Raw genomic sequence first — 16,722 nt, 5'->3', positions numbered from 1 at the left:
GCGGGGACTCCTTGAGGGGAACTCCTTGACAACAGAATTGGTCTGGACCAAGTTGGGTGCACCCTCGACCTCCAACTCCCCCATGCCTGGAGGCATTTGTGGACCGTTCCCGACCCCTGGTCGCGTTCCTCACGGTCATGGCTCTCGCCGTGCCCGGCAGTGCCGCGCTCTCGTCGGCCGCCCGTGCGGCCGACGCGGACGCCGCGGTCAACGGCGGCTTCGAGTCCGGGCTCGCCCCCTGGACCTGCACCGCCGGCACCACCGTCGCCTCCCCGGTGCGCAGCGGCGCCTCGGCGCTCAAGGCCACCCCGGAGGGCGGCGACAACGCCCAGTGCGCCCAGACGGTGTCCGTCAGGCCCAACTCCCAGTACACGCTGGCCGGCTGGGTACGCGGTTCCTATGTCTACCTCGGCGCGAGCGGCACCGGCACCACCGACGTCTCCACCTGGACCCAGTCCGCGCCCGACTGGCAGAAGCTCACCACCACCTTCACCACCGGCGCCGACACCACCAAGGTGACGATCTACACCCACGGCTGGTACGGCACCGGCGCCTACTACGCCGACGACGTCTCCCTCACCGGCCCCGGCGGCGGCACCACCACCCAGCCGCCCACCGTGCCGACCGGACTGAAGACCGGCTCGGTCACCGCCACCTCCGTCGCCCTGTCCTGGACCCCGGTGACCGGCGCGACCGGCTACGCGGTCTACCGGGACGGCGTCAAAGTCGCTTCCACCACCGGCACTTCGGCCACCGTGAGCGGCCTGAACCCCTCGACCGCGTACGCCTTCCAGGTCACCGCCACCAACGACGCGGGGGAGTCCGCCCGGTCCGCCACGGTGACCGCGACCACCCCGGCCCGCGGCGACGGCGGGGGCTCTGCGCAACTGCCCGCCCACGCCCTGGTCGGCTACCTGCACGCGAGCTTCGCCAACGGCTCCGGCTACACGCGCATGGCCGACGTGCCCGACAGTTGGGACGTCATCGACCTGGCCTTCGGCGAGCCGACCTCGGTCACCTCGGGCGACATCCGCTTCAACCGCTGCCCGGTGTCGGAGTGCCCGAACGTGGAGAGCGACGCCGACTTCAAGGCCGCCATCAAGGCCAAGCAGGCCGCGGGCAAGAAGGTGCTGATCTCCATCGGCGGCCAGAACGGCCAGGTCCAGCTCACCACCACCGCCGCCCGCGACGCCTTCGTCTCCTCGGTCTCGAAGATCATCGACCAGTACGGGCTCGACGGCCTCGACATCGACTTCGAGGGCCACTCGCTCTCGCTGAACACCGGGGACACCGACTTCAAGAACCCGACCACCCCGGTGATCGTCAACCTGATCTCCGCGCTGAAGACCCTCAAGGCCAAGTACGGCACCACGTTCGTGCTCACCATGGCCCCGGAGACCTTCTTCGTGCAGAACGGCTACCAGTTCTACGGCAGCGGCAAGTGGGGCGGGCAGGACCCGCGCTGCGGCGCCTACCTCCCGGTCATCCACGCCCTGCGCGACGACCTCACCCTGCTGCACGTCCAGGACTACAACTCCGGCCCGATCATGGGCCTGGACAACCAGTACCACTCCATGGGCGGCGCCGACTTCCACATCGCCATGACCGACATGCTGCTCACCGGCTTCCCGGTCGCGGGCGACGCGAACAACGTCTTCCCGCCGCTGCGCCCCGACCAGGTCGCCATCGGCATGCCCGCCTCGGTCAACGCGGGCAACGGCTATGTCGCCCCGGCCGAGGTCACCAAGACCCTGGACTGCCTCACGAAGAAGACGAACTGCGGCTCGTACCCGACCCACGGAACCTGGCCCGCGCTCCGGGGTCTGATGACCTGGTCGGTGAACTGGGACCGGTTCGCGGGCTGGGAGTTCCAGCGGACCTTCGACTCCTACTTCGGCTGAGCACCAGGCCGAGGCAGGTCAGCAGCACCGCGCCCAGGCACCAGGACGCCAGCACGTCCAGCGGCCAGTGGAAGCCCCGCCGTACCAGCCCGTACGACACCGCGAGCACCAGCGCGGCCGGGACTCCGACCGCCGCGAGGCGGGCGGCGCGGGTGCGGCACCAGGGGAGGAGGAGCAGCGCCGAGGCGCCGTACGCCACGGCGGCCGTCGCGGTGTGGCCGGAGGGGAAGTAGCCGGTGGCCGGGGGCACCACGGGGGTCCCCGGCCGCGCGGTCCACAGCTTCAGCGGGACCACGATCGCCGGGAGCACCGCCATCAGCAGGGCGGCCGCGCTGGGCGGGAGCCACCAGCGGGGCACCCCGGCGCGGTGGGCCCACCAGGCCGTGCACGCGAGGGCGAGCACCAGCACCGGGACGGCCACGGTGATGTTGCCGAGGTCGGAGAGGAGTTCGGAGAAGCGGTCCGGGTGGACCAGGCTCCGGCTGAGCCGGGCGTCCAGCGCGAGCAGCGGGCCGTGTGCCAGCACCTGCCAGGTGAGCAGCGCGAACAGCAGCGCCGGGAGGCCGGTCAGGAGGGCGGCGGCGAGGGCGAGGCGGCGGACGGGATTCGGCACCGGGCCAGCTTCGCATGCGCGCGGACGGCGAGAAGGAGGTCGGCCGCCCCGGAACAGGGGGGGGTGGTTCCGGGGCGGCCGACCGGACCGGGATGTCGCGCGCCCCGGGGGGTTTGGGGCGGCGACCGTCCGATCGGTGTGGAGATCCCGGAGCCCTCAGGCCCCGGTTGTGTGCGCGAGGGCACGACCAGGTCGAAGCTGGGGAGGCCCCGGCCTGAACTCGCCCGCAGTCCCCTGCGAGCGGGGTGTATCTCTCATCGGGACCGAACTTACGGCAGGCGGAGGCGGCCGGACAGACGCAATCGCGTCCTGTCATCCACCTCGCACACGTTCTTCACACGGCCTGCCGCAGTCGTCCGTCAGAGGTACGGACCACTCGCCGAAGGAGCGGTCCTCTCGCTCAGATGCGCGAGAAAGCCTGCTCGATGATGTCCAGGCCCTCGTTGAGCAGGTCCTCGCCGATGACCAGCGGGGGCAGGAAACGCAGCACGTTGCCGTAGGTGCCGCAGGTCAGGACCAGCAGGCCCTCCTGGTGGCACGCCTTGGCCAGCGCGGCGGCGGCCTCGGCGTTCGGCTCCTTGGTGTCGCGGTCCTTGACCAGCTCGATGGCGATCATCGCGCCCCGGCCCCGGATGTCACCGATGATGTCGAACTTCTCGGCCATGGTGGCCAGGCGGCCCTTCATGACCTCCTCGATGCGCTTGGCCTTGCCGTTGAGGTCCTGCTCCTTCATCGTCTCGATCGCGCCGAGCGCCGCGGCGCAGGCCACCGGGTTGCCGCCGTAGGTGCCGCCGAGGCCGCCCGCGTGCGCGGCGTCCATGATCTCGGCGCGGCCCGTCACGGCGGCGAGCGGCAGACCGCCCGCGATGCCCTTGGCGGTGGTGATCAGGTCCGGGACGATGCCCTCGTCCTCGCACGCGAACCACTGGCCGGTGCGGCAGAAGCCGGACTGGATCTCGTCGGCCACGAACACGATGCCGTTGTCCTTGGCGAACTTCACGATCTCCGGCAGGAAGCCCTTGGCCGGCTCGATGAAGCCGCCCTCACCGAGCACCGGCTCGATGATGATCGCGGCCACGTTGTCCGCGCCGACCTGCTTGGTGATCTGGTCGATCGCCATCTTGGCGGCCTCGGGGCCCGCGTTCTCCGGGCCGGTCGGCCAGCGGTAGGCGTAGGCCACCGGCACCCGGTAGACCTCGGGCGCGAACGGGCCGAAGCCGTTCTTGTACGGCATGTTCTTCGCCGTCAGCGCCATCGTGAGGTTCGTACGGCCGTGGTAGCCGTGGTCGAACACCACGACCGCCTGGCGCTTGGTGTGGGCGCGGGCGATCTTCACCGCGTTCTCGACGGCCTCGGCGCCGGAGTTGAACAGCGCCGACTTCTTCGCGTGGTCGCCCGGCGTCAGCTCCGCGAGGGCCTCGGCGACCTCCACGTAGCCCTCGTAGGGGGTGACCATGAAACAGGTGTGGGTGAAGTCGGCGAGCTGGGCGCTCGCGCGGCGCACCACGGCCTCGGCGGAGGCGCCCACCGAGGTCACGGCGATGCCGGAGCCGAAGTCGATGAGGCTGTTGCCGTCGACGTCCTCGATGACGCCGCCGCCCGCGCGCGTGACGAAGACCGGCAGCGTGGAGCCCACGCCCTGGGCGACGACCGCGGTGCGGCGGGCCTGAAGCTCCTGCGACTTCGGGCCGGGAATGGCGGTGACGACGCGGCGCTCCTGCGGAAGTGCGGTCATGCGGGGCTCCTGGGGGTATTACGGACGCTTGCCTTGTTTTCCCGCAGGCTAAGACGGGTGCCGTGGGGTGGGCATGCTCCATGTGGGCGTTGTCGGCGCGGCCCATTGTCCGTGGTGGACATGGCGGGCCGGGTCCTCGGCGCGGCCGGACACCGGACACCGGCCGCGTAATCGGTGAACTCCCCTTGCGGGGGCGTTAGATTGACTCGCTGACGGTGACGGACCGGCTGGTCAGGGGGCAGGGCGATGGACAGCGAAGGTACGCGGGACACGCGGGCCACCCATACGGGCCCGGTGCCGCGCCCGACGCGGCCCCCGGAAGGGGCTCCGCCACCCATGCCCACGATGCCACCCGGAGCGCCGCCGCGCCCGGACGGCTCGGCCTTCCTCGCCTGGCTGCGCGCCTCCCGTCCCGTCGCGGCGCCCGGCGTGTGGCGCCTCGGACACCGGCCCCGGCCGGAGACCGAGCCCGAGCTGACTCCGGCCCGGCAGTTGCTCAGCGGGGCCGTGATCGCGTTCCTGGTCGGCTGGCTGGTGTGGTCCCTGTTGTGGAACGGCTACCTCGGCGGCTGGTGGGTGCTGCCGCTGGATCTGTTCACCCCGGACTCCTGGCGCCAGAGCGACGACCCTGTCGGCCGCGCCGTCCTCTGGTACTCCTACTACACCCTCATCGCCCTCGCGATCCTCTTCGCCGTCGCCCGGATCGGGCGCTGGGGCGAGGTCTGGCGGCGGTTCGGGCCGCCCGCCTGGATGAAGACCGCCACCCCGGCCGAACCGCCGCCGCCCGCGCCCGGCGAGGACCCCGCCGACTGGCCCGAGCTGCGCGCCCACGGCGCCCACGAGGCCGCCGAACGGCTCGCCGCCGAGGCGCGCACCGGGCTCATGCGGGACGTCGACCACGCCCGGATCGGCCGCGCCTGGCAGGGCGTGCGCTCCGGGACGAACACGCTGGCCGCCTTCACCGGTGCCGTCCTGCGCGACGGCTCCGCCGCCTGCCCGCATCCCTCCGGCGACCGCGACCTGCTCGCCCGGCAGGCCCGGCACGACCTGCTCACCGGCCAGGTCCGGCTCGGCACCGCCGCCGACGACCCGCGCAACCCCTATCAGTACCGGGGTGCCGGGCTCGCCCTCGGCACCGACCTGCTCGGCACCTCCCTGGTCGCCGTCGGCCCGGCCGGCTCCGGCAAGACCGGCAGCCTGGTGGCGCCGCTCGCGGAGTCCCTCTGCCTGCACGCCCTCGCCGGCCGCGCCGCCGTGGTCAGCGTCGGTGCGGCGGGCGCCGGGATCGGCCCGGCCGAGGCGTACGACGTGGTGGTCCGCGTCGGCCACCCCGACTCCGTGTACGACCTCGACCTCTACGGCGGCACCACCGACCCCGACGAGGCCGCCGCGATACTCGCCGAGGCCCTCGTCGGCGACCTCGCCGACCCGCATCCCGGCTCCGACAGCCGCCGCTCCACCACCGTGCTGGCGCAGTTGCTCGGCCCCTTCCGCGCCGTCCACCAGCGCTTCCCGTCCGTGCCCGAGCTGCGCCAGCTCCTCGACGGGGCCCCCGGCCCGATCGCCGCGCTGCGCAAGGCGCTCACCGAGACCGGGCACGCCTCGCTGCTGCGCGAACTCGACGCGCGCGAGCGGCAGCAGGCGCATCCCGGTGACGTGGCCGCCGTGCTCGCGGACCGGGTCGCGCTGCTGGACCGGCCCGCGTTCGCCGCCTTCTTCGACACCTCCGGCGCGTCCCGGCCGTTCACCCTGAAGGCCCTCGACCACCCGGTGCGGGTCCGCATCGACCTGCCGCAGCGCGGGCACGCCGACGCCTCCCGCATCCTGGCCCGGCTGGTGCTGGCCCAGTTCACGGCCGCCGTCACCGCCCGCGAGGACCGCTCCCTCTTCGCCTGCCTGCTGCTCGACGAGGCGGCCGGGGTCGTCACACCCGAGTCCGTGCGTGGCATCCAGCGGCTGCGCTCGGCCAACGCGGGCGTGGTCCTCACCCTGCGCACCCTGGACGACGTGCCCCGCCCGCTGCGCGGCCCGCTGCTCGGCGCGACCGGGTGCCGCATGGCGTTCTCCGGCCTCACCCCCTGGGACGGCCAGGACTTCGCCGAGGTCTGGGGCAAGGAGTGGATCGAGACCCGCGACGTCACCGACCGGCAGATCATCGCGGAGACCCCGGCCGGCAAGGCCGTCCACATGCTCCGCCGCGTCATCACCGGCCAGGCCCCCACAGCCCGCGCGGTCACCGTCCGCCAAGTGGAACGCGAGCGCTGGTCCGCCTCCGAGCTCGCGCACGGGGTGCCGCCAGGGCATGCGGTGTTGTCCTTGACCACCGTGCGAGGGGAGCACGCACCGCCCTTGCTGGTCGATCTGCGGGGCTGAGGCGCTGAATCGTACGGTGAGGCAGAATCAAGGTGGGCCGTTCGTACATGACGGCCAATTGATCTCCGGTGGTGTCACGCCGGACCGCACCGACCCGAAGGTCCCATGCCGCCGACGCTCGCCTCGCTCGTCCACCACTCCGCGCTGAAGCTGACGGTCCGCGCGGGGGAGGACCGGCTCGACGTGCCCGTGCGCTGGGCGCATGTCAGCGAGCTGGCCGACCCCGTGCCGTACATGGAGGGCGGGGAGCTGCTGCTGATCACCGCGCTCAAGCTGGACGCGGAGGACCCCGAGGCGATGCGGCGGTACGTGAAGCGGCTGGCCGGCGCGGGCGTCGTCGGCCTGGGCTTCGCGGTCGGCGTCAACTACGACGACATCCCCGAGGCGCTGGTGCAGGCCGCCCGGCTGGAGGGGCTGCCGCTGCTGGAGGTGCCCCGGCGCACCCCGTTCCTCGCCATCAGCAAGGCCGTCTCCGCCGCCATCGCCGCCGACCAGTACCGCGCCGTCACCGCGGGCTTCGCCGCCCAGCGCGAGCTGACCCGGCAGGCGCTCACCACCGGTCCCGAGGGCCTGCTCGCCGCGCTCGCCGCCCAGGTCGACGGCTGGGCCGCGCTCTACGACGCGTCCGGCGCCGTCGTCGCCGCCGCGCCCGAGTGGGCCGGCCGCCGGGCCGCCCGGCTCACCGCCGACGTCGAGCGGCTGCGGGACCGCCCCGCCCCCGCCTCCTCGGTGGTCGCCGCCCCCGACACCGAGGACCGGATCGAGCTGCACTCGCTGGGCACCGGCCGCCGCCCCCGCGCCGCGCTCGCCGTCGGCACCGCCGCCGCACCCGGCACCGCCGAGCGCTACGCGGTGCACTCCGCCATCGCCCTGCTCACCCTCACCACCGAGCGTTCCCGCTCCCTGCACGCCGCCGAACAGCGGGTCGGCGCGGCCGTACTGCGGATGCTGCTCGCCGGGGAGCCCGACCACGCCCGCACGGTCGCCGGTGACCTGTACGGCGGCCTGCTGGACGCGCCGTTCCGGCTGCTGGTCGCCGAGTCCGCGACCCGGCAGGGGACGGACGGCGACCCGCTGGACGCGCTCGCGGAGGCCGCCGAGTCCGCCGCCGCCCGCTCCGGCGAGGCCGTGCTGGTGGTGCCCGACCGGGAGCGCCTGGTGGTCCTCGCTCCCGACGGAGGCGCGGCCGTCGCCGCCTGCACGGCGTACGCGGGCGCGCTGGAGGCCGCCCGGCTCGTACCGGACTCCAAGGGCGGCGAGGACGGCGAACTCGGCGTCGGCCTCTCCGCCCCGGCCGGTCCGATCGCGGCCGCTTCCGCCTACCGGCAGGCCGAGCAGGCGCTCTCGGTGGCCCGGCGGCGCGGCCGGGTCCTGGTCGAGCACGAGCACGTCGCGGCCGGCTCGGTCCTCCCCCTGCTGGCCGACGACGCGGTACGGGCGTTCGCGGACGGGCTGCTGCGGGCGCTGCGCGACCACGACGCGACCGGGCGCGGCGACCTCGTCGCCTCGCTGCGGGCGTGGCTGTCCCGGCACGGGCAGTGGGACGCGGCCGCCGCCGACCTGGGCGTGCACCGGCACACCCTGCGCTACCGGATGCGCCGGGTCGAGGAGATCCTCGGCCGCTCCCTGGACGACCCGGACGTCCGGATGGAGCTGTGGCTGGCGCTGAAGGCGACCTCGGGGGAGTAGCCGGCGCCACCCCGCCGAACCGGAGCATCGGCCGCCCGTTTCCGTACGACTCGGACAAGCGACCACCGGGCTCGCCCGCCCTACCGTGGATCACGCACACCACCCCCGACGCGGAAGGGCCGGACCCGCACATGACCTCCACCCACGCCTTCTGGCTGGCCGGCCGCCAGGCCACCGGCGAGGACAGCTTCGACGTCTCCTCCCCGTGGGACGGCCGCGTCGTCGGCCGGGCGAGCGTGCCCACCGACGCCCAGGTCGAAGAGGCCGTGGCCGCGGCGTACGCGGTCCGCGACGAGTTCGCCGCCGTCCCCGCGCACGTCCGCGCGACCGCGCTCGACCATGTCGCGAAGCGGCTGACCGAGCGCACCGAGGAGATCGCCCAGCTCATCTCCGGCGAGAACGGCAAGCCCATCAAGTGGGCGCGCGGCGAGGTCGCCCGTGCCGTCTCCGTGTTCCGGCTCGCGGCCGAGGAGGCCCGGCGGTTCAACGGCGGCGAGGCCCAGCGGCTCGACACCGACGCGGGCGGCCAGGGCCGCATGGCGCTGATCCGCCGCTTCCCCAAGGGCGTCGTCCTCGGCATCGCGCCGTTCAACTTCCCGCTGAACCTGTGCGCGCACAAGGTCGCCCCGGCCATCGCCGCCGGTGTCCCGATCATCCTCAAGCCCGCCCCGGCCACCCCGCTGTCCGGCCTGGTCATCGGTGAGCTGCTGGCCGAGACCGACCTGCCCGCCGGTTCCTGGAGCGTCCTGCCGGTCGCCAACGACAAGATGCCCGCCCTGGTCCAGGACGAGCGCCTCCCGGTGATCTCCTTCACCGGGTCCGAGAAGGTCGGCTACGCGATCATGGACTCGGTGCCGCGCAAGCACTGCACGCTGGAGCTGGGCGGCAACGGCGCGGCCGTCGTCCTCGGTGACTGGGCGAGCGACGCCGACCTGGACTGGGCCGCGAGCCGCATCGCCACCTTCTCCAACTACCAGGGCGGCCAGTCCTGCATCTCGGTGCAGCGCGTGATCATCGACGGCGCGGTGTACGAGCGGCTGCTGCCCCGCATCGTCGCCGCCGTCGAGGCCCAGGTCACCGGTGACCCGGCCGACGACAAGACCGAGGTCGGCCCGCTGGTCAGCGAGGCCGCCGCCGAGCGCGTCGAGTCCTGGGTGAACGAGGCCGTCGAGCTGGGCGCGACCCTGCTCACCGGCGGCGAGCGCGACGGCGCCACCTACGCGCCGACCGTCCTCACCGACGTGCCGGCCGGTGCCACCCTCGCCACCGAGGAGGTCTTCGGACCGGTCCTCACCGTCACCCGGGTCGACGGCGAGGCCGAGGCGTTCGCCGCGGTCAACGACTCCAAGTACGGCCTCCAGGCAGGCGTGTTCACCCACGACCTCCAGACCGCCTTCCGCGCCCACCGCGCCCTCGAGGTCGGCGGCGTCGTCATCGGCGACGTCCCGTCCTACCGCGCGGACCAGATGCCGTACGGCGGCGCCAAGCAGTCCGGTGTCGGCCGCGAGGGCGTCCGCTCCGCGATGGACGACTACACCTACGAGCGCGTCCTGGTCCTCACGGGCCTCGCACTCTGACCTGCCACGGACAGGTCACACCAGAACGGCCGGAGCCCGCTGTGCGGGGGCTCCGGCCGTTTCTGTTTTCCCTAGGTGATAGGCGCGACCGATCGCGCGATCGGTTTGGCCTCTTAAGTCCGATAAACAACGCCTATTGAGTCATTGATTGCGCTTTTGACTTTTTCGTACGCGCGGGCGCACACTTCCCTGCGCACAGAGCCGCCGCAGGAGCGGTCATTCGCGGAAAGTGAGAGGGCATCGTGCCGATACCCATGGAAGACGCGCTGGACGCGCAGGTCGCCACCGCCCGGAGCAAGGCGAAGCTGCTCCGTTCCCCCGGCCGTTACCTGGTGCTCTCGGCGCTCGCCGGTGCCTTCATCGGCATGGGCGTCGTGCTGATGGTCAGCGTGTCCGGCCCGCTCAGCGCCGCTCACTCGCCCTGGGTCAAGCTGGTCCAGGGCCTGGTCTTCGGCGTCGCGCTCACGCTGGTGATCTTCGCGGGCGGTGAGCTGGCCACCAGCAACATGATGACGATGGTGCAGGGCGCGGTCCGCCGGGCCCTCTCGCCCCTTGCCGCGCTCTCCGTGATCGTCGGCTCCCTCGTCGGCAACCTGGTCGGCTCGGTCGGCCTCGCCTGGCTCGTCCATGACGCCGGGGTCCTCGGCGTCGCGCCCGCTCCCGGTGCGCCCGCCCCCGGTCTGACCGCCCTGACCGGCATGCTCACCGCCAAGATGGCCGAGAGCGGCGAGGCGATGTTCTTCCGTGGCGTGCTCTGCAACTTCCTGGTCTGCCTGACCGTGTGGATGGGCATGCGCACCCGCTCCGACGCCGCCAAGATCATGCTGATCTTCGCGGGCATCCTGGCCTTCGTCGCCTCCGGCTTCGAGCACGTCGTCGCCAACATGACGACCTTCTCGCTCGGCCTCTTCGAGCACGTCCCCGGCGTGACCGTGGGCGCCTTCGCCCACAACCTCCTCTTCGTCGGCCTCGGCAACCTCGTCGGCGGCGGACTGCTGGTGGGCCTGGCCTACGCCGTCGCCGGCCGTCACGCCACCCCGGCCGCTCCTGCCCAGGAGCCCCTGGTCCCGGCGCTCGAAACGGTCTGAGCGGCCACTGGTCCCCCGAGCGTCCGTTCACCTGAACGGACGCGCAGGGGGTGGTGGGGCGGCCCCGATTCAGGTACCAACGATCCAGTAGCAACGGGTCGGTTACCCACGGTCCGCCAACATCCCTCTTCGCGGCGAGGTGAGCCTCATGTCCGCCCCCACCACTCAACGCACCAACGTCTCCGAGCGCGAGGCCCGGCAGGTGGCGGAGGCCGCCCGCGAGCAGAACTGGCGCAAGCCCAGCTTCGCCAAGGAGCTGTTCCTCGGGCGCTTCCGGCTCGACCTCATCCACCCCCACCCGCTCCCCGACGCCGAGAGCGTCCGGCGTGGCGAGACCTTCCTAGCCGAGCTGCGCGCCTTCTGCGAGACGGAGATCGACGCGGCCCGCATCGAGCGCGAGGCCCGCATCCCGGACGAGGTCGTGGCCGGCCTCAAGCGGCTCGGCGCCCTCGGCATGAAGATCGACACCAAGTACGGCGGCCTGGGCCTCTCCCAGCTCTACTACAACAAGGCCCTCGCCCTGGTCGGCTCGGTCAGCCCCGCCGTCGGCGCGCTGCTCTCCGCCCACCAGTCGATCGGCGTCCCGCAGCCGCTGAAGATCTTCGGCACCCAGGAGCAGAAGGACGCCTTCCTGCCCCGCTGCGCCACCACCGCCATCTCCGCCTTCCTGCTCACCGAGCCGGACGTCGGCTCGGATCCGGCGCGGCTCGCGACCACCGCCGTGCCGGACGGTGACGACTACGTCCTCGACGGCGTGAAGCTGTGGACCACCAACGGCGTGGTCGCCGACCTGCTGGTCGTCATGGCGCGGGTGCCGAAGTCCGAGGGGCACCCCGGCGGCATCACCGCGTTCGTGGTGGAGGCCGACGCCGAGGGCATCACGGTGGAGCACCGCAACGCCTTCATGGGCCTGCGTGGCATCGAGAACGGCGTCACCCGCTTCCACCGGGTGCGGGTCCCGGCCGCCAACCGGATCGGCCCCGAGGGCGCCGGCCTGAAGATCGCGCTCACCACCCTCAACACCGGCCGGCTCTCGCTGCCCGCGATGTGCGCCGGTGCGGGCAAGTGGTGCCTGAAGATCGCCCGCCAGTGGGCCGCCGAGCGCGAGCAGTGGGGCAAGCCGGTCGCGCTGCACGAGGCCGTCGGCTCCAAGATCAGCTTCATCGCGGCGACCACCTTCGCGCTGGAGGCCGTCGTCGACCTCGCCTCCCAGATGGCCGACGAGGACCGCAACGACATCCGCATCGAGGCCGCGCTCGCCAAGCTCTACGGCTCGGAGATGTCCTGGCTGATGGCCGACGAGCTGGTCCAGATCCGGGGCGGCCGGGGCTACGAGACCGCCGAGTCGCTGGGGGCGCGTGGCGAGCGGGCCGTACCGGCCGAGCAGATGCTGCGTGACCTGCGCATCAACCGCATCTTCGAGGGCTCCACCGAGATCATGCACCTGCTGATCGCGCGCGAGGCCGTGGACGCCCACCTCTCGGTCGCCGGTGACCTCATCGACCCCGACAAGTCCCTCCAGGACAAGGCGAAGGCCGGTGCGGGCGCGGGCGTCTTCTACGCCAAGTGGCTGCCGAAGCTGGTCGCGGGCCCGGGGCAACTCCCTTCCTCGTACGCCGAGTTCAAGCACGGCATCGACCTGTCCGGGCATCTGCGGTTCGTCGAGCGGCACGCCCGCAAGCTGGCCCGCGCGACCTTCTACGGGATGTCCCGCTGGCAGGGCCGGATGGAGACCAAGCAGGGCTTCCTCGGCCGGATCGTGGACATCGGCGCGGAGCTGTTCGCCATGAGCGCGGCCTGTGTCCGGGCCGAGCGGCTGCGGCGCGAGGGCGAGCACGGCCGCGAGGCGTACCAGCTCGCCGACGCCTTCTGCCGCCAGGCCCGCGTCCGCGTGGACGAGCTGTTCGCCCGCCTGTGGCACAACACCGACGGCATCGACCGCAAGGTGGTCAAGGGTGTCCTCGGCGGCGCCTACGAGTGGCTGGAAGAGGGCGTCCTCGACCCCTCGGGCGACGGCGCCTGGATCGCGGACGCCACGCCGGGAGCGAGCGAGCGCGTCAACGCCCGCCGCCCCTACGGCAGTTAGCGGCTAGCAGTACTTGTCGCTGCCGTTCCGGGTCGTCCACGAGCAGGTGTCGACCTTGGAGCCGTTGGACTTGGTCAGGGTCGCCGTGTCGCTGGTGTTGTTCCAGACGTAGGCACGGCGGCCCTGGTACTTGTCCGAGGTGGTGTCGCGGCCGCTGCCGGTGTGCACCTTCACGTACTTCCCGGCGCCGAGCTTGACGTTCGGGAAGACGTACTTGTGGTTCGAGGCGTCCTTCAGGACCCACCCCTTCAGCGAGACCGCCGAGCGGCTGGTGTTCTTGAGCTGGACCCACTCGCCGTTGAGGCTGGAGTTGGACCGGGTGTCCTTGCCGGGGCTGTCGAAGTACACCCGGTGGATCTGGACGGTGCCGGCCGCCTGGGCCGGGGTGCTCAGCAGGGTGCCGGCGAGCAGGGCCGCGCCGGCGAGAGCGGGCAGGGCGGTGCGAAGGCGCAGGGTACGCACGAAGAGATCCCCCCAAGGATGTCGTTCACAAAGACGCTGCACGGGCAAGAAGTTCACCCGTTCAACTGAATTGTTATCACAGGATCTTCACCCCGGTTTCACAAAGGGAGAAACCTTCCCGCGCCGCACGGCTCCGTTCCGGCCACCCGGCCGGGGGACGCGCGGTCCGGGCAGTCGCCGGGTGCGGCCACAATGGGGGGATGACCGACAGCCCCGCCAGCCCCGCCCCGCTCGCCGACCCGCACCTCGTGTTCGACCCCGCCGCGGGCGACGGCCCGAAGGACGTGGTGATCCTCGGCTCCACCGGGTCCATCGGCACCCAGGCCATCGACCTGGTGCTGCGCAACCCCGACCGTTTCCAGGTCACCGCCCTCTCCGCGAACGGCGGCCGGGTGGACCTCCTCGCCGAACAGGCGCGCAGGCTCGGGGTACGCACCGTCGCGGTCGCCCGCGAGGACGCCGCGCCGGCGCTGCGCGAGGCGCTGGCCGGGCAGTACGGCACCGGGCCGCTCCCGGAGGTCCTGGTGGGCCCGGACGCCGCCGCCCAGCTCGCCGCCTCCGACTGCCACACCGTCCTGAACGGCATCACCGGCTCCATCGGCCTCGCCCCGACGCTGGCCGCCCTGGAGGCCGGCCGCACCCTGGCGCTGGCCAACAAGGAGTCGCTGATCGTCGGCGGCCCGCTGGTCAAGGCGCTGGCCAAGCCCGGCCAGATCATCCCGGTGGACTCCGAGCACGCGGCGCTCTTCCAGGCCCTCGCCTCCGGTACCCGCGCCGATGTGCGCAAGCTGGTCGTCACCGCCTCCGGCGGCCCCTTCCGCGGCCGCACCAAGGCCGAGCTGGCGGACGTCACCGTCGCCGACGCCCTCGCGCACCCCACCTGGGCGATGGGCCCGGTGATCACGGTCAACTCCGCGACCCTGGTCAACAAGGGCCTGGAGGTCATCGAGGCCCACCTGCTCTACGACATTCCCTTCGACCGCATTGAGGTGGTCGTGCATCCCCAGTCGTATGTCCACTCGATGGTCGAGTTCACCGACGGTTCCACGATCGCCCAGGCGACGCCCCCCGACATGGGTGGGCCGATCGCCATCGGCCTGGGCTGGCCCGAGCGCGTCCCGGACGCCGCCCCCGCCTTCGACTGGAGCAAGGCGTCCACCTGGGAGTTCTTCCCGCTGGACGACGACGCCTTCCCCTCGGTGAACCTCGCCCGGCACGTGGGCCGGCTCGCGGGCACCGCCCCGGCGGTGTTCAATGCGGCCAACGAGGAGTGCGTCGAAGCCTTCCTGGGCGGCGCTCTGCCCTTCAACGGGATCATGGAGACCGTCATCCGGGTGGTCGAGGAACACGGCACCCCGGTCACGGGAACTTCGCTCACGGTGTCGGACGTCCTCGAAGCGGAGACCTGGGCCAGGGCCAGGGCCCGCGAACTGACCAACCGGACGGCTACCGCGGAGGCGCGTGCATGACGACCTTGATGTTCATCCTCGGCATAGTGGTCTTCGCGGTCGGTCTGCTGGTCTCGATCGCCTGGCACGAGCTGGGGCACCTGTCCACGGCCAAGCTCTTCGGCATCCGCGTCCCGCAGTACATGGTCGGATTCGGCCCGACCATCTGGTCACGGCACAAGGGCGAGACCGAGTACGGCATCAAGGCCATCCCGCTCGGCGGCTACATCCGCATGATCGGCATGTTCCCGCCGGACGACGCGGGCCGGGTCTCAGCCCGCTCCACCTCCCCGTGGCGCGGCATGATCGAGGACGCCCGCTCGGCCGCGTACGAGGAGCTGAAGCCGGGCGACGAGACGCGGATGTTCTACACGCGCAAGCCGTGGAAGCGCGTCATCGTCATGTTCGCCGGGCCGTTCATGAACCTGATCCTGGCCGTCGGGCTCTTCCTCACCGTGCTGATGGGCTTCGGCGTCCAGCAGCAGACCAACACCGTCTCCTCGGTCTCCGCCTGCGTCATCGCGCAGAGCCAGAACCGCGACGACTGCAAGAAGTCCGACCCGGCCTCCCCGGCGGCCGCCGCCGGGATCAAGGCGGGCGACAGAATCGTCTCCTTCGACGGCAAACCCACCGCGAAGTGGAACACGCTGTCCGACCTCATCCGGGACAGCGCGGGCCGCAACGTGCCGATCGTGGTCGAGCGGGGCGGCAAGGAAGTGACCCTCCACGCCACCATCGCGTCCAACCAGGTGGCCAAGAAGGACGCGAGCGGCAACTACGTCAAGGGCGAGTACGTCACGGCCGGCTTCCTCGGCTTCAGCCCGGCGCGCGGGGTCGTCAAGCTCGGCTTCGGCGACTCGGTGGTCTGGATGGGCGACCAGGTCGGTCACGCCGTGGAGTCCCTCGTCGATCTGCCCGGCAAGGTCCCGGCCCTGTGGAACGCCGCCTTCGGCGACGGCCCGCGCGAGCCGGACTCCCCGATGGGCATCGTCGGCGCCGCCCGCGTCACCGGCGAGATCGCCACGCTGGACATCCCGGCCTCCCAGCAGGTGGCCATGGCCGTCTTCGTGGTCGCCGGGTTCAACCTCTCGCTGTTCCTCTTCAACATGCTCCCGCTGCTCCCGCTCGACGGCGGGCACATCGCGGGCGCCCTGTGGGAGTCGCTGCGGCGCCAGGTGGCCCGGGTGCTGCGCCGTCCCGACCCCGGCCCGTTCGACGTGGCGAAGCTGATGCCGGTGGCCTATGTGGTGGCCGGGATCTTCGTCTGCTTCACCGTGCTCGTGCTTATTGCGGACGTGGTGAACCCGGTCCGGATCTCCTGACCTCGTACGACCAGGAGAAGCGGCCCGGAACCCGAGGTTCCGGGCCGCCGCCCATTGGGTGGGTTTGCCGGGTGGGATGTGCTGGGGGACAGCGCCGTGTCGTAATCTCAAAGCCTGGGTGCCCGCGGTTCACGGGACCGGATCTTGATCCACGACTTGGGGTTGCACAGCAGATGACTGCGATTTCTCTCGGCATGCCGTCCGTACCGACCAAGATCGCCGAGCGGCGCAAGAGCCGTCAGATCCAGGTCGGCACCGTAGCGGTCGGCGGAGACGCCCCCGTGTCGGTGCAGTCGATGACCACCACCCGTACCTCGGACATCGGGTCGACGCTGCAGCAGATCGCGGAGCTGACGGCGTCGGGCTGCCAGATCGTGCGGGTGGCCTGTCCGACGCAGGACGACGCGGACGCGCTGGCCACCATCGCC

At 72.1% G+C, this 16,722-nt stretch carries 11 protein-coding genes and 1 pseudogene; 9 read left to right on the top strand and 3 right to left on the bottom strand.

What is annotated here, in order from left to right; genetic code table 11:
- Nucleotides 1–137 precede the first annotated feature (137 nt).
- A complete protein-coding gene (locus tag ACZ3HQ_RS00060) occupies nucleotides 138–1,901 on the top strand; it encodes a chitinase (protein ID WP_467507934.1) in 1,764 nt (587 codons plus the stop codon).
- A gap of 73 nt (nucleotides 1,902–1,974) precedes the next feature.
- Here the strand turns inward: ACZ3HQ_RS00060 and ACZ3HQ_RS00055 are convergent.
- Together ACZ3HQ_RS00055 and gabT are read right to left on the bottom strand one after the other, a co-directional pair.
- Nucleotides 1,975–2,217 (bottom strand): annotated as a pseudogene (locus ACZ3HQ_RS00055) (phosphatase PAP2 family protein); the annotation flags it as partial.
- Between the two features lie 697 nt (nucleotides 2,218–2,914).
- Entirely contained in the window at nucleotides 2,915–4,249 is a 1,335-nt protein-coding gene (gene gabT / locus ACZ3HQ_RS00050) for a 4-aminobutyrate--2-oxoglutarate transaminase (protein ID WP_467506636.1), read from the bottom strand.
- A 246-nt stretch (nucleotides 4,250–4,495) separates the two neighbouring features.
- Between gabT and ACZ3HQ_RS00045 the strand changes: the two genes are divergently transcribed.
- From ACZ3HQ_RS00045 to ACZ3HQ_RS00025, 5 genes are all read left to right on the top strand, one after another.
- Nucleotides 4,496–6,622 carry an ATP-binding protein gene (locus ACZ3HQ_RS00045; RefSeq protein ID WP_467506634.1) on the top strand — a complete coding sequence of 709 codons (2,127 nt, stop codon included), beginning with the start codon at nucleotides 4,496–4,498 and terminating at the stop codon, nucleotides 6,620–6,622.
- Nucleotides 6,623–6,727: 105 nt separating this feature from the next.
- Complete coding sequence (locus ACZ3HQ_RS00040) at nucleotides 6,728–8,311, top strand: PucR family transcriptional regulator (RefSeq protein WP_467506633.1); 1,584 nt, start codon at nucleotides 6,728–6,730, stop codon at nucleotides 8,309–8,311.
- A 131-nt stretch (nucleotides 8,312–8,442) separates the two neighbouring features.
- On the top strand, nucleotides 8,443–9,888 hold the full coding sequence (locus ACZ3HQ_RS00035; RefSeq protein WP_467506631.1) for an aldehyde dehydrogenase family protein: 1,446 nt from the start codon (nucleotides 8,443–8,445) through the stop codon (nucleotides 9,886–9,888).
- Nucleotides 9,889–10,130: 242 nt separating this feature from the next.
- The gene (locus ACZ3HQ_RS00030; RefSeq protein WP_467506629.1) at nucleotides 10,131–10,976 is read left to right on the top strand and encodes a formate/nitrite transporter family protein; all 846 of its coding nucleotides are present in this window, start codon (nucleotides 10,131–10,133) and stop codon (nucleotides 10,974–10,976) included.
- A gap of 148 nt (nucleotides 10,977–11,124) precedes the next feature.
- A complete protein-coding gene (locus ACZ3HQ_RS00025) occupies nucleotides 11,125–13,062 on the top strand; it encodes an acyl-CoA dehydrogenase family protein (protein ID WP_467506628.1) in 1,938 nt (645 codons plus the stop codon).
- 3 nt (nucleotides 13,063–13,065) lie between these two features.
- Here the strand turns inward: ACZ3HQ_RS00025 and ACZ3HQ_RS00020 are convergent, their stop codons facing one another.
- Nucleotides 13,066–13,524, bottom strand: coding sequence for a lamin tail domain-containing protein (locus ACZ3HQ_RS00020; protein WP_467506626.1), 459 nt, complete (start codon nucleotides 13,522–13,524; stop codon nucleotides 13,066–13,068).
- A gap of 200 nt (nucleotides 13,525–13,724) precedes the next feature.
- On the opposite strand from ACZ3HQ_RS00020, the gene dxr reads away from it, so the two are divergent.
- The 3 genes from dxr to ACZ3HQ_RS00005 all read left to right on the top strand — a co-directional run.
- The gene (dxr, locus tag ACZ3HQ_RS00015) at nucleotides 13,725–14,993 is read left to right on the top strand and encodes a 1-deoxy-D-xylulose-5-phosphate reductoisomerase (protein ID WP_467506625.1); all 1,269 of its coding nucleotides are present in this window, start codon (nucleotides 13,725–13,727) and stop codon (nucleotides 14,991–14,993) included.
- Nucleotides 14,990–16,294, top strand: coding sequence for a M50 family metallopeptidase (locus ACZ3HQ_RS00010; RefSeq protein ID WP_467506623.1), 1,305 nt, complete (start codon nucleotides 14,990–14,992; stop codon nucleotides 16,292–16,294). The genes dxr and ACZ3HQ_RS00010 overlap by 4 nt, the downstream gene beginning before the upstream one ends.
- A gap of 173 nt (nucleotides 16,295–16,467) precedes the next feature.
- Nucleotides 16,468–16,722 (top strand): flavodoxin-dependent (E)-4-hydroxy-3-methylbut-2-enyl-diphosphate synthase (locus ACZ3HQ_RS00005; RefSeq protein WP_467506621.1); only part of this gene is annotated, 255 nt, incomplete at its 3' end.

Source organism: Streptomyces sp. NPDC018263 (assembly GCF_055562575.1).
This window is presented reverse-complemented; position numbering and strand designations above follow the sequence as displayed.

Coding starts and splice junctions, on each gene's coding strand:
- dxr (WP_467506625.1), top strand. CDS start 13,725: ATGACCGACAGCCCCGCCAGCCCCGCCCCGCTCGCCGACCCGCACCTC.
- ACZ3HQ_RS00060 (WP_467507934.1), top strand. CDS start 138: ATGGCTCTCGCCGTGCCCGGCAGTGCCGCGCTCTCGTCGGCCGCCCGT.
- ACZ3HQ_RS00035 (WP_467506631.1), top strand. CDS start 8,443: ATGACCTCCACCCACGCCTTCTGGCTGGCCGGCCGCCAGGCCACCGGC.
- ACZ3HQ_RS00045 (WP_467506634.1), top strand. CDS start 4,496: ATGGACAGCGAAGGTACGCGGGACACGCGGGCCACCCATACGGGCCCG.
- ACZ3HQ_RS00025 (WP_467506628.1), top strand. CDS start 11,125: ATGTCCGCCCCCACCACTCAACGCACCAACGTCTCCGAGCGCGAGGCC.
- ACZ3HQ_RS00010 (WP_467506623.1), top strand. CDS start 14,990: ATGACGACCTTGATGTTCATCCTCGGCATAGTGGTCTTCGCGGTCGGT.
- gabT (WP_467506636.1), bottom strand. CDS start 4,249: ATGACCGCACTTCCGCAGGAGCGCCGCGTCGTCACCGCCATTCCCGGC.
- ACZ3HQ_RS00040 (WP_467506633.1), top strand. CDS start 6,728: ATGCCGCCGACGCTCGCCTCGCTCGTCCACCACTCCGCGCTGAAGCTG.